Source organism: Paracoccus sp. pheM1 (assembly GCF_018499825.1).
Taxonomy (GTDB): Bacteria; Pseudomonadota; Alphaproteobacteria; order Rhodobacterales; family Rhodobacteraceae; genus Paracoccus; species Paracoccus versutus.
The window spans coordinates 1,058,607-1,078,557 of the sequence record NZ_JAGXCX010000001.1 but is presented as its reverse complement, the minus strand read 5'-3'; the positions used below and the strand labels follow the sequence as shown (position 1 = coordinate 1,078,557).

Sequence of the window (19,951 nt, the reverse complement as noted above, 5' to 3'; positions counted from 1 at the left end):
TCCTGCGCGGTGGCGGTCAGCTTTCGGCGATGGGGCAAGGATAGCAAGGCGCGCCTCTGGCAGAAATGACAGAAATGCCGTATTTTCGGCCAATGCACCAGGTCGCCTTCATCCTTTATCCGGGTTTCGAACTGCTGGACATCTCGGGGCCGGCATCGGTCTTCAACGGCGCCAATCGCGCCCTGGGCCAACGCGGCAGGCCGGCATTCTACAAGGTCGTGCCCCTGTCGGCCCAGGGCGGGGCCGTCGACAGCAGCAGCGGCATCGCCCTGGAAACCCGCCCCATCGCCGAACTGCCGGGGAAAGCCGGGACCGTGCTGGTGGTGGGCGCCGAACGGGAGCCCCTGCTGCAGGCGATGGCCGACCCCGTCCTGCGCTCCATGCTTCCGCGGCTGACGGCAGAGGCCGGGCGCTTCGGCTCGGTCTGCACCGGCGGCTTCGTCCTGGCCGCGTCGGGGCTGCTCGACGGGCACCGGGTCGCCACGCATTGGGACGCCTGCGAAGCCTTCGCGCGGGCCTTTCCCAGGGTCGCGGTCGAACCCGAGGCGCTTTACCGGGCCGAAGGCAGGCTCTGGACCTCGGCGGGGGTGACGACGGGCATCGACATGGCGCTGGCGATGGTGGCGCATGACCTCGACGCGGGGATCGCCGGCGAGGTGGCCAAGCGGCTGGTCCTCTATGCCCGGCGGCCCGGCTACCAGTCGCAGTTCAGCCCCCTTCTCAGGGCCCAGGCGCGGGGCGACAACCCGTTCGGGGATCTGATCGGCTGGATGCAGGCGAACCTCGACGCGCCCCTGGACGTGCCGTCGCTGGCCGCCCGCGCCGGGCTGTCCGAGCGCAGCTTCCACCGCAAGTTCACCGCGGTGACGGGCCAGACCCCGGCCCGCTTCGTCGAGACCGCCCGGCTGGATGCCGCGCGCATGCTCCTGTCCCGCGGGCTGCCGCTGAAGACCGCCGCCGCGCAGGTCGGCCTGTCCCCGGCCCCGCGGTTCGTGCAAGCCTTCGAGCGCCGCTTCGGCATCACCCCGCGCCTGTTCCGGGACATGCATATGGACCCGCCGGCCGAAGCGGACACGGTCGGCTGAACCGTCGCCATGCCGCAGATTTGCTGACCCGCGCATCGGTCCCTCGATTGTAGGAGTTTCGAGGGTTTGTAGGGCAAATTATTGATATTAATTGCTCCTAGCGCTCCATGGACGCTCCCGAATGCGGAAGGGTATCGAGCCCTCCGCGGCGGCCGGAGCTATGCCCAGGTATCGCCGACGGTGAAGCCTTCGGTGAAGGGATCGTCATGATCCAGCACCAGCGTGTTGAGCCCGTAGATCCAGCTGGTCCCCGAGATTTCCGGCACGACGGCGCGCCGGCCCGCGATCTCGGTCTCCTCGACCAGCCGCCCGGTATAGACATTGCCCAGGATGCTCTGGTGGCGGAAGCTCTGGTCCAGCGGCAACTCGCCCTTGGCATGCAGCACCGCCATCTTGGCGCAGGTGCCGGTGCCGCAGGGGCAGCGGTCCAGCGCGCCGGTCCAGGTCGCGGGATTGTCCCAGGAGAAATCCCCCGAGGCCATGGTGACGGCGTTCCTCCAATCCGCGTTCGGATCGTCCGTCGGCCCGGAAAGCTGCGAGATGGTGATGCCCACGCCCGGATAATCGGGATGCTCGACCGGAAGCTGCTCGATCGCCGCCTGCCGGATCATCGCCGAGATGCGGGCGATCTCGCGGCCATGCTGGGGGATGAGCTCGAGGCCGGGAAACTGCCGGACATCGGCAATGGCATAGAACATGCCGCCCCAGCCGACATCGACGCGGACCTTGCCCAGGTGCGGCACCTCGATCTCGACGTCCAGATGGGCGGCGAAGGCCGGCACGTTGCGGAATGTCACGCTCTTGACCTTGCCGCCCGCGCATTCGGCGCGGACCCGGATCAGCCCCGCAGGCGCCTCCAGCACCAGTTCGGTCATGGGCTCCTTCATCGGCAGCAGGCCCATTTCCAGCAGCACCGTGACGACCGAGATGGTGTTGCCGCCGGACATGACCGGATATTCGATCTGCTCCATGATGATGTATCCGGCATCCGCCTGGGGATGCGAGGGCGGCACGATGATGTTGCAGCAATGCGCCGAATAGCCGCGCGGCTCGCGCAGCATCAGCTTGCGCAGCTGGTCGTCGTTGGCCTCCAGCCATTTCATCTTCTCGTAGACCGAGTTTCCGGGGATATGCGGAACGCCCCCGGTAATCACCCGCATCGGCGTTCCGGCATGCGTATCGACGGCATGGATCATTCGCTTGAACGCCATTCCTGTTTCTCCTGAGGCAATTGTGTCGGGATGGGCTGGGACAGAGAGGGTTCGGTTCGCCCGAGGAATGTCCGGGCGAACCGAGGGGTTTTCATTCGCGGCCCTTGATCGCCCCCGCCGCTCGGCGCGGCCGGACGGCGGGTGTGAGTGCGAGTGCGATCAAAGCGCGGCTTCGATCTTTTCCGCGACCTCGGCCGGCACCCATTTCGTCCACATGTCCTTGTTTTCCTCAAGGAAGTGGATCGCGCCATCCTCGCCCATGGCCTGGCTCTCTGCCTGCCAGGCCATCAGCTTGGCCACGGTTTCGTTGCTCCAGCCGCGGGTGTTGAAATAGTCCAGGATCTGGGGGCTGGTGCGGTCGGCGAAATCCTTGGTCAAGACCGTCATCACCGTATCGACCGGCCAGGCCGTGACCTTGGGATCGGGGCAGTCGAGGCTGGTGATGCACCGCTTCCATTCGGCCGGATCGTGTTCCTGCGAGGCTTCCAGCAGCACCAGCTCGTATTTGCCCAGCAGCGCGGTCGGCGCCCAGTAATAGGTGATGAAGCCCTCCTGCCGCTCATAGGCCCTGGCGATGGCGCCATCGAGGCCGGCGGCCGAGCCCGGCCGCATCAGGTTGAACCCCTTGCTTTCGGCCTCGTAGGCCTTGAACAGCTGCGCGGTGACGACCGTGGCGCCCCAGCCTTCGGCGCCGTTGAAGATCACGCCCCTGTCGGGGTTTTCCGGGTCCGGGAAAAGCTCGGGATGGGCCAGGGCATCCTCGACCGTCTTGATGTCGGGATGCGCATCGGCAAGGTATTTGGGAATCCACCAGCCCTGGATGCCGCCGTCGGGCAAGGCCGGCGCGCCATAGACGATCTTGCCCTCCTCCAGCCCGCGCGGCACGATTTCGGGCAGCAGGTCCACCCAGGTCTCGGACGAAACGTCGGGCGAGCCCTTCTCGACCATCGAGGTGGTCGAGGGCACGGTGTCGCCGGGGATGGTCTCGACGCTGCAGCCATAGCCGTTCTCAAGGATGAACTTGTCGACATAGGTCAGCAGCTCGGCGCTTTGGACGTTGTGGAGCGCAAGCGTCACGTTGCCGCAATCCTGCGCCGAGGCCGACCAGGCCCCGCCAAGGAAGCCGGCGGCCAAAACGGTGGAAGCGAGTAGTCTTTGCACGTTCTTTCTCCCTGCATGCGGCGATTGATCGGGACAGGGCGCCGCTTGGTTCTGTCCCGTATGGGCGGCTGCATCTTCCCCAACAGGCTCGGGTGCGTTGGGGTCTTATTTTCGTATACGATATTTCAGATACGAAATCTTGCTGTCGCGCGCGATTCTGTCAAGCCGTTTTCCGGCCTGCCCGCCGCAGATCCCTTCGGCCGGCCCTTGACCTTCCGGGGGTGGAAAGCCCTATTCCTGTAGGCTGGAACGCAACGCAGGAGGGTTTTCCCATGAACTTCGCGCGTCAAGGCCATCACCCCCACCCGACGCGGCCGCAGGAGGGTCGGATGAACCGGCTGGCACCGATCCTTGCCGCGGGCGTCCTCGCGATCTCGGCCGGGCTTGCCCTTGCGCAGGATGGCGACGCCCATGGCGATCACATGCACGCCGATGCCGACGGCGCCGCGACCCAGGCCTATGTCGCGGCGATGGAGCGGATGCATGACGACATGATGATCGAGCATACCGGCGATGCCGATGTCGATTTCATGCGCGGCATGATCCCGCATCACCAGGGCGCCATCGACATGGCCAGGATCGTGCTTGAGCACGGCTCGGACCCCGAGGTGCGCAAGCTGGCCGAAGAGGTCATCAAGGCCCAGGAGGCCGAGATCGCCATGATGCGCAAATGGCTTGAGGAGCGCGGCGAGTAAGGCGCCGGACCGTGCCCGCCCTGCGACGTCACCCGGCCCGGACCGCGAACAGGGGCTGCCCGCCCGATCGCAGGGCGCGGGGGGCGTTCGGGGGGACGAAGAAGCCGCCGCCGGGCCGGACCCGGCCCGAGCCGTCCTTGCGGAACTGGCCGGGCGAGAGGACCGGGTAGGTCTCCTCGGGCGCGTGCCGGTGGTCGGGATAGCGCGTGCGCGGGGCGACCAGGCCGAGGCCCGGCCACAGGCCGCAGCGCTCGTCGATGCTGCCGGGGCGCAGCCGCATGGCATTGGCGGGGCTGTCTGAGACATTTGCGCTGGCGCTGGGGGCGCCGTTGTGCCGGCACCAGCACAGCAGCGGCGACAGCGCCCGGAGGGCGGCCACGTCCGCCTTGGCAACGGGTGGTCCCGCGCCGGCGCCAGCCAGCTGCGGGCCGGCTGCGCCGCCGGGCCGGCGCCGGCCTGGCCCTCGGCCCCAAGCGCCCCGGCGATGCGGCAGAGCGAAGCGGATGCCTGAATCGCCGGTTGGGCCGGATCGCGAAAGTCCCGCAGGGCTTGGGCTCGTGCCATGCTGATATCCCCCGTCGCTGTCGCCATCTTCCGGCCGCGCCGCGAAGCCGGTCGCGGCCGGATGCCTCGCCTCACAGATCCTTGACCAGCCGCAGCGCGTCGTAGATCGCCGCATGGGTGTTGCGCGCCGCCACCGCGTCGCCGATGCGGTAAAGGCGGAAACGGCCCTCGGGGTTCTTGCGGACCTCTTGCAACCCGCCGGTGGTCAGGGCCTCGTAATCGACCTCGCCCAGGTTCGAGGCCAGCGGCTTCAGCTCGAAATACAGGTCGTCCAGCGGCCTTGTGCCATGGTTGACGACGACCTGGTCGACGATGCGCTCGCGGGTGAAATCGCCATAGTCGCTGCCCAGGCGCGCACGCAACTGGTTGCCCTCGCGCGCCACCGACCTCAGCCGCCAGGTGACGGTGAAGGTGGTGTCGCGCTTTTGCAGGTTGCGCATATAGGGCACCAGGTTCATCGCCATCACCTCGGGCGAGAAGCTGCGGTCCGGGGTCACGATCTCGACCGCGGCGCCGGTGGCCGAGATCAGGTCGGCGGCCTGCAGCGCCGCATGGTCGCCCGCGTCGTCGAAGATCAGCACGTTGCGGCCCGGCTTCACGTCGCCCGCCAGGATGTCCCAGGCGGAACAGACAAGGTCGTTGCCCTGCTCCAGCACCTCGGTATGCGGCAGGCCGCCGGTGGCGATGACGACCTCGTCCGGCTCGGTGGCCAGCACATCCTCCATCTCGGCGAAGGTGTTGAAGCGGAACTGGACGCCGTGCTTGTCGCACATCGCCTGCCGCCAGGCGATGATCGAGATCATCTCGCGCCGGCGCTCGTCCTGCGCGGTCAGGCGGATCTGGCCGCCGGGCTGGTCGGCGGCCTCGAAGACCGTCACCGCATGGCCGCGCTCGGCGGCGACGCGGGCGGCCTCCATGCCCCCTGGACCGGCGCCGACGATGGTGATGCGCTTCTTGACCGGCGCGGCGGGGATGCTGTGCGGCATGGTCTCTTCGCGCCCGGTCGCGGCATTGTGCAGGCAAAAGGCCATGCCGCCCTGGTAGATGCGGTCGAGGCAGTAGTTCGCGCCGACGCAGGGGCGGATGTCGTCCTCGCGCCCCTCGATCACCTTGCGGACCAGGTGCGGGTCGGCCATATGCGCCCGCGTCATGCCGACCATGTCCAAGAGCCCGGCGGCGATGGCATGGCGCGCGGTCGGCACGTCGGGGATCTTGGCCGCGTGGAAGGTGGGGAAATTCGTGGCCTTGCGGATGGCGCCCGCGAATTCCAGGTGCGGGGCGTTCCTCATGCCCTGGATCGGGATGGTGTCGGTGATGCCCGCATCGGTGTCGATATGGCCCTTGACCACGTTCAGGAAATCCACGAGCCCGCTGTCCTTCAGCCGGCGCGAGATCTCGATCCCGTCCTCGGCGGTCAGCCCGCCGGGCAGGTCCTCGTCGCCGGTATAGCGCACGCCCAGGATGAAATCCTCGCCGCAGCGTTCGCGGATGCCGCGCAGCACGTCGAAGGTGAAGCGCAGCCGGTTGTCCAGGCTGCCGCCATAGGGGCCGTCCAGGTCATTGGTCAGCGGCGACCAGAACTGGTCCATCAGGTGGCCATAGGCCTGGATCTCGATCCCGTCCAGCCCCGCCGCCTTCATCCGCTCGGCCGCATCGACATAGTCGCCGATGACCCGTTCGATGTCCCAGTCCTCCATCTTCTTGGGAAAGGCGCGGTGGGCCGCCTCGCGCTCATGCCCCGGCGAGATCACCGGCAGCCAGTCGGCCTTGTCCCAGCGCGTGCGCCGGCCCAGATGGGTCAGCTGGATCATCACCGCGCAGCCATGGTCGTGGCATTCGTCGGCCAGCTTCTTCATCCAGCCGACCACCTCGTCCTTCCAGGCCAGGATGTTGTTGAACACCGGCGGGCTGTCGCGCGCGACCGAAGCCGAGCCCGCGGTCATGGTCAGCGCCACGCCGGCCCTGGCGCGCTCGACGTGATAGGCGCGGTAGCGGTCCTTGGGCATGCCGTCCTCGGGATAGGCCGGCTCGTGGCTGGTGATCATGATGCGGTTGCGAAGCGTCAGGTGCTTCAGCCGATAGGGCTGCAGGAGGGGATCGTTCGACATCGGATCTGCCTGTGAAAGGTGGGGAGTCGCATCTCAGGATCAAAGTAATGTTCATCTGTGTCAATTAAAAAATCAAACATGAACATGCCGGGATCATTCCAGGACATTTTTTCTTGCAGCGAATCGCGGGGCGGGCTAGGGCTGGGACATGAGAAATCGTGCAGCAACGGCGGAAACTGGATGGCGCGGGTCGCGCGAGGGCTGGCTTGAAACCGGCTATCAGGCGCTGATCGACGGCGGCATCGACGCGGTCAAGATCCAGCCCCTGGCCAAGCATCTGAACCTGTCCCGCACCAGCTTCTACTGGTTCTTCGAGGATCGCGAGGCGCTGCTGACCGCGCTGATCGACGGCTGGGAGGAAAGGACGACCGCGCCGCTGGTCCGCGCGACGCAGGAATATGCCGAGAGCCCGGCCGAGGCGATGCTGAACGTGCTGGCCTGCTTTCTTTGCGGCATCTTCGACAGCAAGCTGGAATTCGCCGTGCGCAGCTGGGCCTTGCAGGACGACAAGGTCGGCGCCCGCGTCGCCGCCGCGGACGAAACCCGGCTGTCGGCCCTGCGCGAGATGCTGATGCGCTGGGGCCACCAGGAACAGGGCGCCGACGTCCGGGCGCGCACCATCTACCTGACCCAGATCGGCTATATCTCGATGCGCGCGCAGGAAGAGGTGGATACCCGGCTTGCGCGCATCCCCACCTATGTCGAAATCTATACCGGGCAGGCTGCCGAGCCGCGCGAGATCGCGCGCTTCAATGCTCGGGTGAAAAGCTCGGCCAACCCGCCGTCATAAGAGCGGTCCGTCACCGATAAGGGGCGCGCGCGCCCCTTCCAGCCCCCGGTTTGCGCGACGGCTGGGGTTTGGGGGCCATGTTCGCGCCAGGGAGAAAGAGAATGGGAAGACGGTTTGTTTCCTGCGGTGCGGCGCTTTTGCTTGTGGGCTTTTCGGGCGCGGCCTGGGCGGATTGCGGCAGTCCGACGATTGCCAGCATGAACTGGCAGAGCGCCGAGCTTGCGGCGGCGCTGGATGCCTTCATCCTCAACCAGGGCTACGGCTGCAGCGCCGAGGTGATCCAGGGCGACACGGTGCCGACGCTGACCTCGATGGTCGAGAAGGGCCAGCCCGAGATCGCCCCCGAGGGCTGGGTCGACCTGGTGCCCGAAGTCATCCGGTCCGGCCTGGCCGAGGACCGGATCGTCGTCACCGGCGACATCCTCAGCGACGGCGCCGTGCAGGGCTGGTGGATCCCGAAATACCTCGCCGAGGCCAACCCCGAGCTGAAGACCATCGAGGACGTGCTCAAGCGCCCCGACCTCTTCCCCGATCCCGAGGATCCCGCGAAGGGCGCCATCTTCAACGGCCCGGCCGGCTGGGGCGGCACGGTGATCACCAGCCAGCTCTACAAGGCCTTCGGCGCCCGGGAGGCGGGCTTCAACCTGGTCGACACCGGCTCGGCCGCCGGGCTCGACGGCTCGATCGCGCGCGCCTATGAACGCCAGCAGGGCTGGGTCGGCTATTACTGGGCGCCGACCGCGCTGCTGGGCCGCTACGAGATGGTCAAGCTGGAGCACGGCGTGGCGCTCGACATGGACGAATGGCAGGGCTGCACCTCGAACGCCGATTGCGCCGAGCCCAGGAAGAACGACTGGCCGGCCGACAAGGTGCAGACCGTCGTCGCCAAGCGATTCGCCGACAGCGCCCCGCCCGAGGTGATGGACTACCTTTCCAAGCGGAGCTGGACGAATGCGACGGTGAACGCGCTGATGGCCTGGATGACCGAGAACCAGGCGCAGGGCGAGGAGGGCGCGCGGCAGTTCCTGCGCGAGAACGAGGCGACGTGGACCGAATGGGTCACGCCCGAGGCGGCCGAGAGGATCAAGGCCGCGCTCTGACCGCGCCCCCCGCGGCCGGGCTGGGTGGGCCGAAAGTCCGCCCCGGCCCGCCCTCCGGCTCTCGGGTCCGGGCCGGGCTGCCCGTCGGGCCGGCTTTCCGGTCCGGGCCTTGGCCCAGCCGGTTCTGCGGTCCGGCCTTGGTCTGGCGAGGCTCTCGGCTCTCGGGCCCGCGGTCGCGATCCGGCTCTCGGTCCGGGCCCTGGCTGCCCGTCGGGCCGGCTCCGGTTCCGGTTCCGGCCCAGGTCGGATCCAGGCCTGACCCCGCTCCGGCTCTCGGCTCGGGGGCCCGCTCCGGCTCCCGGTTCCGGGCCCTGGCCTGGCCCAGCCGGTTCTCCGGGCCGGCCTTGGCCTGGCGAGGCTCCGGCTCTCGGTCCCGCGGTCGCGGTCCGGCTTCGGTTTCGGCCCAGGACTGGCCCAGGTCGGACCCAGGCCTGGCCCCGCTCCGGCTCTCGGTTCCGGGCCCTGGCCTGGCCCAGCCGGTTCTCCGGTCCGGTCTTGGCCTGGCCACGCTCCGGCTCTCGGGCCCGCGGTCGCGGTCCGGCTTCGGTCTGGGCCCTGGCTGCCCGTCGGGCCGGCTCCGGTTTCGGCCCAGGACTGGCCCAGGACTGGCCCCGCGGAGCGGCTCTCGGGCCCGCGGACCCGCTCCCGGTTCCGGTCCCTGGCCCAGCCGGCGCTCGGGTCCGGGCCCTGACACCCCTTCGGTCCGGCTCTCGGGTCGGGCCCTGACCACCCCTCGGTCCGGCCTCCGGGCCGGTCCGCGGGACCGCCCCGACCCCCGGCCCGGCCCGATGCCGCCACCCTTTCCCGGTCCCGGCCGCCCAGGCCGGCCCCCAGCCCCATGCGCGAGGATCCCATGACCTGGCTCACCTCCTTCCCCCAATTGAAAAGCGCCTGGCTGCGCGAGTTGCAGCGCGTCATCGACGACGGCTTTCGCAGCTTCACCCGCAGCCACGGCGACATGATCGAGGGCCTCTTCAGCCCGCTGCAGACCATGCTGATCTGGTTCGAGCGATTGCTTCTGGGCACCCCCTGGCTGCTCGTCCTGGCCGTCGTCGCCGCCCTGGCCTGGGGCGCCAGCCGCAGCCTGCGCGTGGTGATCGGCTCCGTGCTGACCCTGGTGCTGATCGGGCTCTTCGGCATGTGGGACGACACCATGAAGACCATCTCCATGGTGCTGGCCGCGACGCTTTTGTCCATCGCCATCGGCCTGCCGCTCGGCATCCTGATGGCGCGCTCGCAGCGGGTGCAGCGCATCGTCAGCCCGATCCTCGACATCATGCAGACCATGCCCAGCTTCGTCTACCTGATCCCGGTGGTGATGCTGCTGGGCATCGGCCGGGTGCCCGGCCTGATCGCGGTGGTGATCTATGCCCTGCCGCCGATGATCCGGCTGACCAACCTCGGCATCCGCCAGGTCGACCGCGAGGTGCTGGAGGCGACCGACGCCTTCGGTTCGTCCTCGTGGCAGAAGCTGGTCAAGGCGCAGCTGCCGCTGGCGCTGCCCACGATCATGGCCGGCATCAACCAGACCATCATGATGGCGCTGGCCATGGTGGTGATCGCCTCGATGATCGGGGTGCAGGGGCTGGGCCAGCCGGTGCTGCGCGCGATCTCGAACCAGTATTTCACGCTCGGGCTCTTCAACGGCTTCGCCATCGTCGGCATCGCCATCCTCTTCGACCGCATCAGCCAGGCCTGGGGCAAGCGGCTGCAAAAACACCAGGAGGCCAGCCATGACTGATCCCGCCACCACGGATCCCATCGGCATCGAGATCAAGAACCTCTACAAGATCTTCGGCGCCAATCCCGAGGCGCATGTCGCGGCCGTCCGCGCCGGCATGACCAAGGCCGAGCTGCAGGCCCGCCACCAGCACGTGCTGGGGCTGAGCGACATCAACATCCAGGTCGCGCCGGGCAGCATCCAGGTCATCATGGGCCTGTCGGGATCGGGCAAGTCGACGCTGATCCGCCACATCAACCGGCTGATCGAGCCCACCGCCGGCGAGATCGTGATCGAGGGCCGCAACGTCGTCGCCATGTCGCAGGCGGAGCTGCGCGCGTTCCGCCGCCACAAGACCGCGATGGTGTTCCAGAAATTCGGCCTGCTGCCGCATCGCACCGTGCTCGACAACGCCGCCTACGGGCTCGAGGTGCAGGGCATCCCGCAGGCCGAGCGCTACCGCACCGCCATGCGCTGGATCGAGCGCGTGGGGCTTTCGGGCTTCGAGAAGAGCTATCCGAGCCAGCTTTCGGGCGGCATGCAGCAGCGGGTGGGCCTGGCGCGCGCGCTGGCCAACGACGCGCCGATCCTCTTGATGGACGAGGCCTATTCGGCGCTCGACCCGCTGATCCGCTACGACATGCAGACGGTGCTCTTGGACCTGCAGCAGGAGGTCAGGAAGACCATCGTCTTCATCACCCACGACCTCGACGAGGCGCTGCGCATCGGCGACCGCATCGCGCTTCTGCGCGACGGCTCGGTGATCCAGCAGGGCACGGCGCAGGACATCGTGCTGCGCCCGGCCGACGATTACGTGGCGAATTTCGTCCAGCATGTCGACCGCGGCAAGGTGCTGAAGGTCGGCGCGGTCATGCAGGCCCGGCACGGTTTCGACGCCCCCGAAGCCGCCCCGCCCGACGCCGCCCTGCCCGAGGCCGCCATCGCCCCCGAGGCCAGCATCGCCGAGGCGCTGCAGCAGATGGCCGCCAGCCGGCTGCAGGCGCTGCGGGTCCAGGATCCCCAGGGCCGGGCCATCGGCGTCATCCCCTTCCAGGCCGCGATCAACGCCTATACCGGCCAGCATGGCGGCCAGTATGGCGGCCAGCATGGCGGGCAGCATGACGGGCGGCAGGCATGAGGGTCGGCCTGATCGGCGCCACCGGCTGGCTCGGCTCGGCGCTCGGCGCGGGGCTGCTCGCGCGCGGCATCCTGGCGCCGGGCGAGCTGGTGCTGCTCAATCGCAGCGCCCCCCAGCCCAACTACCACGGCCATGCCGACGTGACATGGGCCCGGGACGCGGCCGAGCTGGTGGCGCAAAGCGACGTGATCGTGGTCTCGGTGCGGCCCGAGGACTGGCCGGGGCTGGACCTGCGCGCCGGCGGCCGGCTGGTCCTGTCCTTCATGGCCGGGATCGGGGCGCCCACGCTGGCGTGCTGCGGCGGCCGGATCGTGCGGGCGATGCCCAATGCCGCGGCCGAGATCGGCGCCTCCTATTCGCCCTTCTGGGCCGGGCCGGGCGTGACCGCCGCCGACCGCGCCACGGTGCGCCGCCTGCTCTCGGCCATCGGCAGCACCGACGAGCTGGAGACCGAGGCGCAGATCGACCTGATGACCGCCCTGCCCGGCTCGGGCGCGGCCTATCCGGCGCTGATGGCCACGGCGATGGCCGCTTTCATGCGCGCGCGCGGCATCCCCGAGGCCATCGCCTGGCGCGCGGCCGAGGCGGCGGTGGTCGGCGGTGCCCGGCTGCTGGAAGACCGCATCACCGAGGCCCCCGCCCTGCTCGCCGCCTACCGCGCCTATCGCGGCACCACCGCCGCCGGCCTCGACGCCGCCGAGGCCGCAGGCTTCCCCCAAGCCATCGAGACCGCCCTCGCCGCCGCAACCGAAAAGGCCCGGACCATGACGCAGACCACGGCCCCCACATGACCCGCAAGACGATCGAAACCCTCCACGACACCGACTACGACACCATCGTCATCGGCGCCGGCGCTGTCGGCTGCGCCACCGCACGCCAACTCGCAGCACGCGGCTTTCGCACCCTGCTCGTCGACCGCGGAGACTTCGGCGCAGGAACCTCGTCGCGATCCAGCCGGATGCTCTATTCCGGGCTCGGCTATCTCGCCGCGCGCTATCCCTTGTGGCAGATGCCATTCCGGCCCGCCGACATGATCCGGCGGCTGCTCTATACCCGCGAGGTCATGCGCTGCCGGGCCGAGCTGGTGCGCGACATGCCGGGCCACCTGACGAAACATCGCTTCCACTACCCGTTCCGCAGGGGCGACCGCTATCCGCCCTGGCTGGTCGACCTGGGCTTTCGCCTGGTCGAGGCGCTGGACGGCTGGCGGGTGCCGCTGGCCTATCGCCGGCTTGCCCCGGCGCAGGCGGCCGCGGACAGCGCCATGGCCGCGGCCCTGGGCGGACCGCTGCGCGGCGTGAGCGTGTTCGAGGAATACATGTATGCCTGGCCCGAGCGCATCTGCGTCGATACCGCCCTGGATGCCGAGCGGCGCGGCGCCACCATCCGCACCTATGCCGAGGTGACAGCGATTGCGCGCGACGGCGAGGACTGGCTGGTCACGCTGGAGGAACGCGCGCCCGAGATGCAGGGCCGGGCGCAGGTCCGCGCCCGCATGGTGGTGAACGCCGCCGGCCCCTGGATCGACCGGGTGCCGGGCGGCGGCTCGGGCCGGCGGCGGGTGATCGGCATCAAGGGCGTCAACGTCATGGTGCGCCTGCCCGAGGCGTTCCGCGGCCAGGGGCTGGAAGCCTTTTCCCGCAAGGGCGAGCCCTATTACGTCTTTCCCTGGCGCGATTTCCACTTCATCGGCCCGACCGAGACCGAAGTCACCGCCAACCCCGACGACATCCGCGTCGAGGAGGCCGAGATCGACTATATCCTGGGCGAGGCCAACCACCTGTTCCCCGGCCTGCAGCTGACGCGCGCCGACGTGCTGCATTGCTGGTGCGGGGTGCGGCCGACCTCGACCCGCGACGGCCGCACCACCAGCCTGCCGGTCGAGGTGGCCGAAGACCCCGCGATGCCCGGCCTGCTGGCCGTCACCGGCTCGACCATCATGCTGCATCGCCACGCGGCGCGGCAGGTGGCGCGCCGCGTCGAAAGGCGCCTGGGCAAACGCGGCCCGGCGCCGGAGGGGATCATTTCGCCGCCGCAGGACCAGGGCATCGGCCAGATGGCGGCCGCCGAACATGTGGTGCGGCTTGCCGACCTGATCCGCCGGCGGCTGCCCGACGGGCTGGAGCCCGACCTGGGCCGGGCCCGTGCCGAGGCGCTGTCGCGCATCGCCGCCGCCAGCCTGGGCTGGTCCGAGGCCCGCCGGCAGGACGAGTTGCGCCATTTCGAGGAGGACACGGCCCGGGTCTATCGCCAGCCCTGACCCGGCTCAGCCCGCCGCCAGCCAGTCTGCGAACAGCCTTGCCTTTGCGGAGGCGCGGGGATTGATCCTGAGCGAGAAGGCGGCGGGCGAGGGGATGCTCTCGGGCACCAGGCTGACCAGGCGGCCGGCTTGCAGGACGCGGGCCATCAGCCCCTCCCAGCCCAGCACCGCGCCGACATCGTCCTCGGCCGCCTGCAGGGCGATCATGTGGTTGTTGACGAAGAGGCTGCGCCCGGAGGGCGGCGGATGGCCGAGCTCGCGAAACCAGTCGGCCCAGCCTGTCCAGGCATTGTGGTCGTCGTTCATGTGGACCAGCGGCGCGCGCAGCAGATCCTTGATTCCCCGGATGCCGTGTTCCCTGGCGAAATGCGGCGTGCCATAGGCCAGGATGCGGTCGCGGAAGATTTCCCGCCATTCGTCGCCGTCATCGCCGGGAACCGCATAGCCGATGTGCAGGTCGTGCCGGCTGGCCGCCGTGGCCACGTCGCTGATGATCTGCGAGACGGTGATGCCGGGGTGGATCTTCCAGAAGGCGGTGATCTTGGGGGTCAGCCACAAGGCGCTGACCGCCGTGGTGGTGCGGATGGTCACGTCCACGGCATCGGGCCGGTCGCGCAGCCGGCTGACGGCGTCCGAGATCGTCTCGAAGCCGCGTTGCAGCGCAACCAGCAGGAAGGCGCCCTTCTCGGTCAGCTCGACCCCGCGGTGCCGGCGGATGAACAGCGCGCAGCCCAGGTTCCGCTCCAGCGCCTTGATCTGGTGGCTGATCGCGGCGGGGGTGACGTTCATCTCCTGCGCGGCGGCCTTGAAGCTCATGTTGCGGGCCGCCGCCTCGAAACAGATCAGCGCGGTCATCGAGGCGAAGTCATGGGGATTGGGCATGCCGGGCCGTATTCAGGTTACTTCACCTAATCCAGGATGAATTTTTATGCCGTTGTCAACGGGAAACGAGTCGGCGGAATATTAGGCCAGTTCAACCTCAGCGTGGAAGCCGACAATGACAGCCACCCAACCGAACATCCATGACCTGCTTGCGCGCCGCCGGCCCGGACATGCGCTGGAACAGCCCTTCTACACCTCGGCCGAGATCTATCAGCTCGACCTGGAGAATATCTGGTATCGCGAATGGCTCTATGCCATCCCGGCCTGCCAGCTGGCCAGGGCGGGCAGCTACGTCACCCTGAAGATCGGCGATTACAACGTCATCATCGTCAAGGGCCGAGACGGCGAGATCCGCGCCTTCCACAACTCCTGCCGGCACCGCGGCTCGATCGTCTGCAAGGCCCGCGAGGGCCAGGTGGCCAAGCTGGTCTGCCCCTATCACTCCTGGACCTACGACCTCGACGGCCGGCTGGTCTGGGCCGACAAGATGAATGCCGATTTCGACCCCTCGCAGCACGGGCTGCGCAGCGTCCATCTGCGCGAGGTCGGTGGCCTGGTCTATATCTGCCTGGCCGGGAACCCGCCGAACTTCGAAACATTCGCGCAAAAGGCGGCGCCTTATCTGGACGTGCACGACCTCGGCGACGCCAAGGTGGCCCATACCTCCTCGATCATCGAGAAGGGCAACTGGAAGCTGGTGTGGGAAAACAACCGCGAATGCTATCATTGCAGCGCGAACCATCCGTCGCTGTGCCGATCCTTCCCGCTGGACCCGGAAATGTCCGGCATCATGCCCGACGGCAGCGTCTCGGAAAAACTGCAGGCGCATTTCGACCGCTGCACCGCGGCGGGCGCACCCGCGCAGTTCTACCTGGGCGAGCACGGCCAGTTCCGGCTGACCCGCGCCCCGCTGGAAGGCGATGCGGTCAGCTATACCATGGATGGCAAGGTCGCGGTGCAAAAGAACCTGGGCCGGGTGCCCTTTGCCGACGCCGGCCCGCTGATGGTGTTCCACTACCCGACCACCTGGAACCATTTCCTGCCCGATCACTCGCTGACCTTCCGGGTGATGCCGATCAGCCCGACCGAGACCGAAGTGACCACCACCTGGCTGGTGCACAAGGATGCCGTCGAGGGGGTGGACTACGACCTCAAGCGCCTGACCGAGGTCTGGATCGCCACCAATGACGAGGATCGCGAAGTGGTCGAGACCAACCAGCTTGGCGTCAGCACGCCCGCCTTCGTCCCCGGTCCCTATTCGGACTATTGGGAAAGCGGCGTCATCCAGTTCGTGGACTGGTATGCGGATGCCATGGAGCGTGCGCTCGGCCCCAGCCGCATGGCGGCCGAGTGACGATGAACGCTGCGCTGAAACCGACGCTGGCCTTCTGGACCGACGCCGAGGAGCTGGAATGCGTCTCGTTCCTGCCCGAGGCGCCGGATGTCATGACCTTCTGCTTCCGCAGCCCCTCGGGCGCGCTCTTCAGCCATGAGCCGGGGCAGTTCCTGACGCTGGAGCTGCCCCTGCCCGACGGGGTGCTGCATCGCACCTATACCATCTCGTCCTCGCCCTCGCGGCCGACCTCGCTGACGGTGACGGTCAAGGCGCAAAGGGATTCCATCGGCACGCGCTGGATGTTCGACCACCTGCGGCCGGGGATGCGCATCCGCGCCAGGGGTCCGGCGGGCAAGTTCTCGATGATGCGGGATCCGGCTGCGAAATACCTGTTCATCTCGGCAGGATCGGGCATCACGCCGATGATGTCGATGACGACCTTCCTTTACGATTCCGGGCGGGCGCCGGACATCGTCTTCGTCAACTGCGCCCGCCGCCCCTCCGAGATCATCTTCCGCGAGCGGCTGGAGCACATGGCGACGCGCGTCGCCGGCATCGACCTGAAATGGATCGTCGAGGAACCCGACCCCTATCGGCCCTGGACCGGCTATCGCGGCATGGTCAACCAGCTGGTGCTGGGCCTGGTCGCGCCCGACTACCTGGAGCGCGACGTCTATTGCTGCGGCCCCGAGCCCTTCATGCAGGCGGTGCGCGACATCCTGCACGGGCTGGGCTACGACATGGCCCGCTATCACCAGGAAAGCTTCGGCGCCCCGCCGGCCGAGGCCGAGGCGGTGCCCGAGGACGTGGTGCCGCAAGAGGACGCGCTGGCCGAGGTCAGCTTCGCCGCATCCGGCAAGACCGCCCGCTGCGCGCAAACCGAGACCATCCTGGCCACGGCGCGGGCGGCGGGCATCCCGATCCCCTCGGGCTGCGGCATGGGCATCTGCGGCACCTGCCAGGTGCTCAGGCTCTCGGGCCAGGTCCACATGGTCCACAACGGCGGCATCACCGACGAGGATGTCGAGGCGGGCTATATCCTCGCCTGCTGCTCAAGGCCCATCGGAAACGTTACCATCGATCTGTGACGGGTTTCGGGGGCCGCCGGTCCCCGGAAACGCATCGCTCAAGCAACAAGCAAAATGACAGGGACAGGCCATGAAGATTGCCGAAATACACGTCTATGCCCATGACCTGCCGGTCAGGGACGGCCCCTATGCCATCGCCAGCTCTACGGTCTGGTCGCTGCAGAGCACGCTGGTCAAGATCGTCGCCGACAACGGGCTGGTGGGCTGGGGCGAGACCTGCCCGGTCGGCCCGACCTATGCGCCCAGCCATGCGCTTGGCGCCCGTGCCGCGCTGGCCGAGATGGCGCCGGGCCTGATCGGCGCGAACCCGCTGCAGCCGCTGGTCCTGCACCGCCGCATGGACGGGCTGCTTTGCGGGCACAATTACGCCAAGGCGGCCATCGACATCGCCGCCCATGACCTGATGGGCAAGCATTACGGCGTCCGCGTGGCGGACCTGCTGGGCGGCGTCGCGGCCGAGCGCCTGCCCTCCTATTACGCCACCGGCATCGGCCAGCCCGACGAGATCGCCCGCATCGCCGCCGAGAAGGTCGCCGAGGGCTTCCCGCGCCTGCAGATCAAGATCGGCGCGCGCCCGGTCGAGATCGACATCGAGACCGTGCGCAAGGTCTGGGAGCGCATCCGCGGCACCGGCACGCGGCTGGCGGTGGACGGCAACCGCAGCCTGCCCGCCCGCGACGTGCTGCGACTCAGCCGCGAATGCCCCGAGATCCCCTTCGTGCTGGAACAGCCCTGCAACACGCTGGAGGAGATCTCGGCCATTCGCGGCCGCGTCCAGCACGGCATCTACCTGGACGAGAGCGGCGAGGATCTGTCCACGGTGATCCGCGCCGCCGGCCAGGGGCTCTGCGACGGGTTCGGCATGAAGGTGACGCGCATCGGCGGGCTGCAACCGATGGCAGCGTTCCGCGACATCTGCGAGGCGCGCGCCCTGCCCCATACCTGCGACGACGCCTGGGGCGGCGACATCATCGCCGCCGCCTGCACCCATGTCGGCGCCACCGTCCAGCCGCGGCTGAACGAGGGCGTCTGGGTCGCCCAGCCCTATATCGCGCAGCCCTACGACCCGGAGAACGGCATCCGCATCACGGGCGGCCATATCGACCTGCCCAAGGGTCCGGGCCTTGGGGTCATTCCCGAAGAAAGCCTGTTCAACCCGCCGATTGCATCCTTTTCCTGAAGCGGTTTCACCAGCGACGCGCGCGGCCACCTGCCGGTCATGTCTCACGGGCCACGATCATCCGCCGGGTGGGGGATATGCGCGGGAAAGGACCGGCCGCGTATTGCGGCCGGTTTCCCCCTTGGCCGCAGGACCGGGCCGATGGACACCCCGGCCCGGCGGCTAAAGCCCGATGGCCTTGTAGGCCTGTGCCACCTCGTCGATGGCCAGCACGTAGGCGGCGGTGCGCAGGTCCGGGTAGCTGCCGTCGGGGCGGTTCCACAGCGCGCTCATCCGGCGATAGGCGGCGCGCATGATGTCGTCGAGGCCCGAGCGGACCAGCGCGATCTCGCTGCGCGCCTCCAGGAAGCGGGCATGCTCGCTGGGAAAGTCCCGGCCGGTCATCTGCTCGAGCGAGCGCGCAAGCAGCCGGTGCTCGTCCTCTTCCAGCCGCCGTTCCATCAGGCCGAAGGGGATGTGGCTGAGGTTCTTCACCCATTCGAAATAGGACACCACCACGCCGCCGGCATTGGCGAAGAGGTCGGGCAGGATGATCTTGCCGGCCTGGCGCAGGATGGTGTCGGCGGCCTTGGTCGTGGGGCCGTTGGCGGCCTCGACGATCAGCGCCGCCTTGATGGCGGCGGCATTTTCGCCCGTGATCGCGCCCTCGGCCGCGGCGGGGATCAGGATGTCGCAATCGTCGGCCAGCGCCCCCATGTCGGGCGGGCTGACCGCGCCGCCGGCAAAGCCCTCGACCGAGCCGGTCTGGACCAGATGCGCCTTGAGCGCGTCGATGTCGATGCCGTCGGGGTTGCGCACCACGCCCGTCCGCTCGATCACCGTGACGATGCGCACCCCGTCCTCCTGCGACAGGAACTTGGCGGCGTGGAAGCCCACGTTTCCAAGGCCCTGCACCACGCAGGTCAGGCCGGACAGGATCTCGGACTGGAAGCCGGCGCGGGCGCGGTCGGCGGGGTGGCGGAAGAATTCGCGGATCGCGTATTGCACGCCGCGGCCGGTGGCCTCGGTGCGGCCCTCGATGCCGCCGCCGCCGACCGGCTTGCCGGTGACGCAACCCAGCGCGTTGATGTCCTGCGGGCGGGCGCGGCGGTATTCGTCGGCGATCCACATCATGTTCAGCTCGCCCGTGCCCATGTCCGGTGCCGGCACGTTGGCGGCCGAGCTGAGGAATTCATGCGCCATCAGCTCCTGCGCGAAGCGGCGGGTGATCTTTTCCAGCTCGGTCTCGGTCCAGTCGGCGGGGTCGATCTTCAGCGCCCCCTTGGAGCCGCCGAAGGGCAGCCGCACCAGCGCGCATTTGTAGGTCATCAGCGCCGCCAGCGCCTCGACCTCGTCCTGGTCGGCATTGGGGGCAAAGCGGATGCCGCCCTTGGCCGGGCGGCTATGCGTAGAATGGACGGCGCGCCAGCCGGTGAAGGTATGCATGCGCCCGCGCAGCCGCACGCCGAAGCGGGTGACATAGGTCGCGTTGCAGACCTTGATCTTCTCGGCCAGCCCCTCGGGCAGGTCGCAGCGCGAGGCCGCGACGTCGAACATCTCGTTCACATCGGCCAGGAATGATTGATTGCTCATGGAACGCCTCCTCCGGGCTCTTTCTGGAAAACAGGGGGCCGCGGCGGGCCCCCTGCGGTCA

The 19,951-nt window shown here is 68.6% G+C and carries 17 protein-coding genes; 11 read left to right on the top strand and 6 right to left on the bottom strand.

Annotated features, from left to right (window positions below; all coding sequences use genetic code 11):
- Positions 1-74 precede the first annotated feature (74 nt).
- Positions 75-1,085: a helix-turn-helix domain-containing protein gene (locus KF941_RS05295; RefSeq protein ID WP_240540229.1), complete on the top strand. Its 1,011-nt coding sequence runs from the start codon at positions 75-77 to the stop codon at positions 1,083-1,085.
- A 158-nt stretch (positions 1,086-1,243) separates the two neighbouring features.
- On the opposite strand, the gene KF941_RS05290 is transcribed toward KF941_RS05295, so the two are convergent.
- On the bottom strand, positions 1,244-2,296 hold the full coding sequence (locus KF941_RS05290) for a proline racemase family protein (protein ID WP_114537296.1): 1,053 nt from the start codon (positions 2,294-2,296) through the stop codon (positions 1,244-1,246).
- Between the two features lie 159 nt (positions 2,297-2,455).
- Positions 2,456-3,457 (bottom strand): glycine betaine ABC transporter substrate-binding protein, encoded by a 1,002-nt coding sequence (locus KF941_RS05285; RefSeq protein WP_036760660.1) that lies wholly within the window; start codon positions 3,455-3,457, stop codon positions 2,456-2,458.
- 329 nt (positions 3,458-3,786) lie between these two features.
- Here KF941_RS05285 and KF941_RS05280 point away from each other — a divergent pair, with 329 nt between their 5' ends.
- Positions 3,787-4,152, top strand: coding sequence for a DUF305 domain-containing protein (locus tag KF941_RS05280; protein ID WP_036760661.1), 366 nt, complete (start codon positions 3,787-3,789; stop codon positions 4,150-4,152).
- Between the two features lie 28 nt (positions 4,153-4,180).
- On the opposite strand, the gene KF941_RS28515 is transcribed toward KF941_RS05280, so the two are convergent.
- Both KF941_RS28515 and hpbA read right to left on the bottom strand, forming a co-directional pair.
- A complete protein-coding gene (locus KF941_RS28515; RefSeq protein ID WP_214272745.1) occupies positions 4,181-4,531 on the bottom strand; it encodes a dimethylsulfonioproprionate lyase family protein in 351 nt (116 codons plus the stop codon).
- A gap of 256 nt (positions 4,532-4,787) precedes the next feature.
- Complete coding sequence (hpbA, locus tag KF941_RS05270; protein WP_214272744.1) at positions 4,788-6,824, bottom strand: N-methyl-L-proline N-demethylase HpbA; 2,037 nt, start codon at positions 6,822-6,824, stop codon at positions 4,788-4,790.
- A gap of 148 nt (positions 6,825-6,972) precedes the next feature.
- Between hpbA and KF941_RS05265 the strand changes: the two genes are divergently transcribed.
- From KF941_RS05265 to KF941_RS05240, 6 genes are all read left to right on the top strand, one after another.
- Complete coding sequence (locus KF941_RS05265) at positions 6,973-7,614, top strand: TetR/AcrR family transcriptional regulator (RefSeq protein WP_036760664.1); 642 nt, start codon at positions 6,973-6,975, stop codon at positions 7,612-7,614.
- A gap of 101 nt (positions 7,615-7,715) precedes the next feature.
- The gene (locus KF941_RS05260) at positions 7,716-8,714 is read left to right on the top strand and encodes a glycine betaine ABC transporter substrate-binding protein (RefSeq protein ID WP_214272578.1); all 999 of its coding nucleotides are present in this window, start codon (positions 7,716-7,718) and stop codon (positions 8,712-8,714) included.
- An 853-nt stretch (positions 8,715-9,567) separates the two neighbouring features.
- Entirely contained in the window at positions 9,568-10,455 is an 888-nt protein-coding gene (locus tag KF941_RS05255; protein WP_072464446.1) for a proline/glycine betaine ABC transporter permease, read from the top strand.
- Entirely contained in the window at positions 10,448-11,572 is a 1,125-nt protein-coding gene (locus KF941_RS05250) for a glycine betaine/L-proline ABC transporter ATP-binding protein (RefSeq protein ID WP_214272577.1), read from the top strand. Before KF941_RS05255 ends, KF941_RS05250 begins: the two co-directional genes overlap by 8 nt.
- A complete protein-coding gene (locus KF941_RS05245) occupies positions 11,569-12,363 on the top strand; it encodes a pyrroline-5-carboxylate reductase dimerization domain-containing protein (protein WP_214272743.1) in 795 nt (264 codons plus the stop codon). Before KF941_RS05250 ends, KF941_RS05245 begins: the two co-directional genes overlap by 4 nt.
- Positions 12,360-13,832, top strand: a complete 1,473-nt coding sequence (locus tag KF941_RS05240; RefSeq protein WP_214272742.1) for an FAD-dependent oxidoreductase — start codon at positions 12,360-12,362, stop codon at positions 13,830-13,832. Before KF941_RS05245 ends, KF941_RS05240 begins: the two co-directional genes overlap by 4 nt.
- 6 nt (positions 13,833-13,838) lie before the next feature.
- On the opposite strand, the gene KF941_RS05235 is transcribed toward KF941_RS05240, so the two are convergent.
- Positions 13,839-14,714 carry a LysR family transcriptional regulator gene (locus KF941_RS05235; protein WP_214272741.1) on the bottom strand — a complete coding sequence of 292 codons (876 nt, stop codon included), beginning with the start codon at positions 14,712-14,714 and terminating at the stop codon, positions 13,839-13,841.
- A gap of 115 nt (positions 14,715-14,829) precedes the next feature.
- Here KF941_RS05235 and KF941_RS05230 point away from each other — a divergent pair, with 115 nt between their 5' ends.
- From KF941_RS05230 to hpbD, 3 genes are all read left to right on the top strand, one after another.
- Positions 14,830-16,068 (top strand): aromatic ring-hydroxylating dioxygenase subunit alpha, encoded by a 1,239-nt coding sequence (locus tag KF941_RS05230; RefSeq protein WP_214272740.1) that lies wholly within the window; start codon positions 14,830-14,832, stop codon positions 16,066-16,068.
- Positions 16,069-16,070: 2 nt separating this feature from the next.
- Positions 16,071-17,138 carry a hybrid-cluster NAD(P)-dependent oxidoreductase gene (locus tag KF941_RS05225; protein WP_214273651.1) on the top strand — a complete coding sequence of 356 codons (1,068 nt, stop codon included), beginning with the start codon at positions 16,071-16,073 and terminating at the stop codon, positions 17,136-17,138.
- Positions 17,139-17,208: 70 nt separating this feature from the next.
- Entirely contained in the window at positions 17,209-18,318 is a 1,110-nt protein-coding gene (gene hpbD, locus KF941_RS05220; RefSeq protein WP_214272739.1) for a 4-hydroxyproline betaine 2-epimerase, read from the top strand.
- A 162-nt stretch (positions 18,319-18,480) separates the two neighbouring features.
- Here hpbD and KF941_RS05215 read toward each other — a convergent pair whose 3' ends face one another.
- Positions 18,481-19,890: a Glu/Leu/Phe/Val dehydrogenase dimerization domain-containing protein gene (locus tag KF941_RS05215; RefSeq protein WP_116222737.1), complete on the bottom strand. Its 1,410-nt coding sequence runs from the start codon at positions 19,888-19,890 to the stop codon at positions 18,481-18,483.
- Positions 19,891-19,951: the final 61 nt, after the last annotated feature.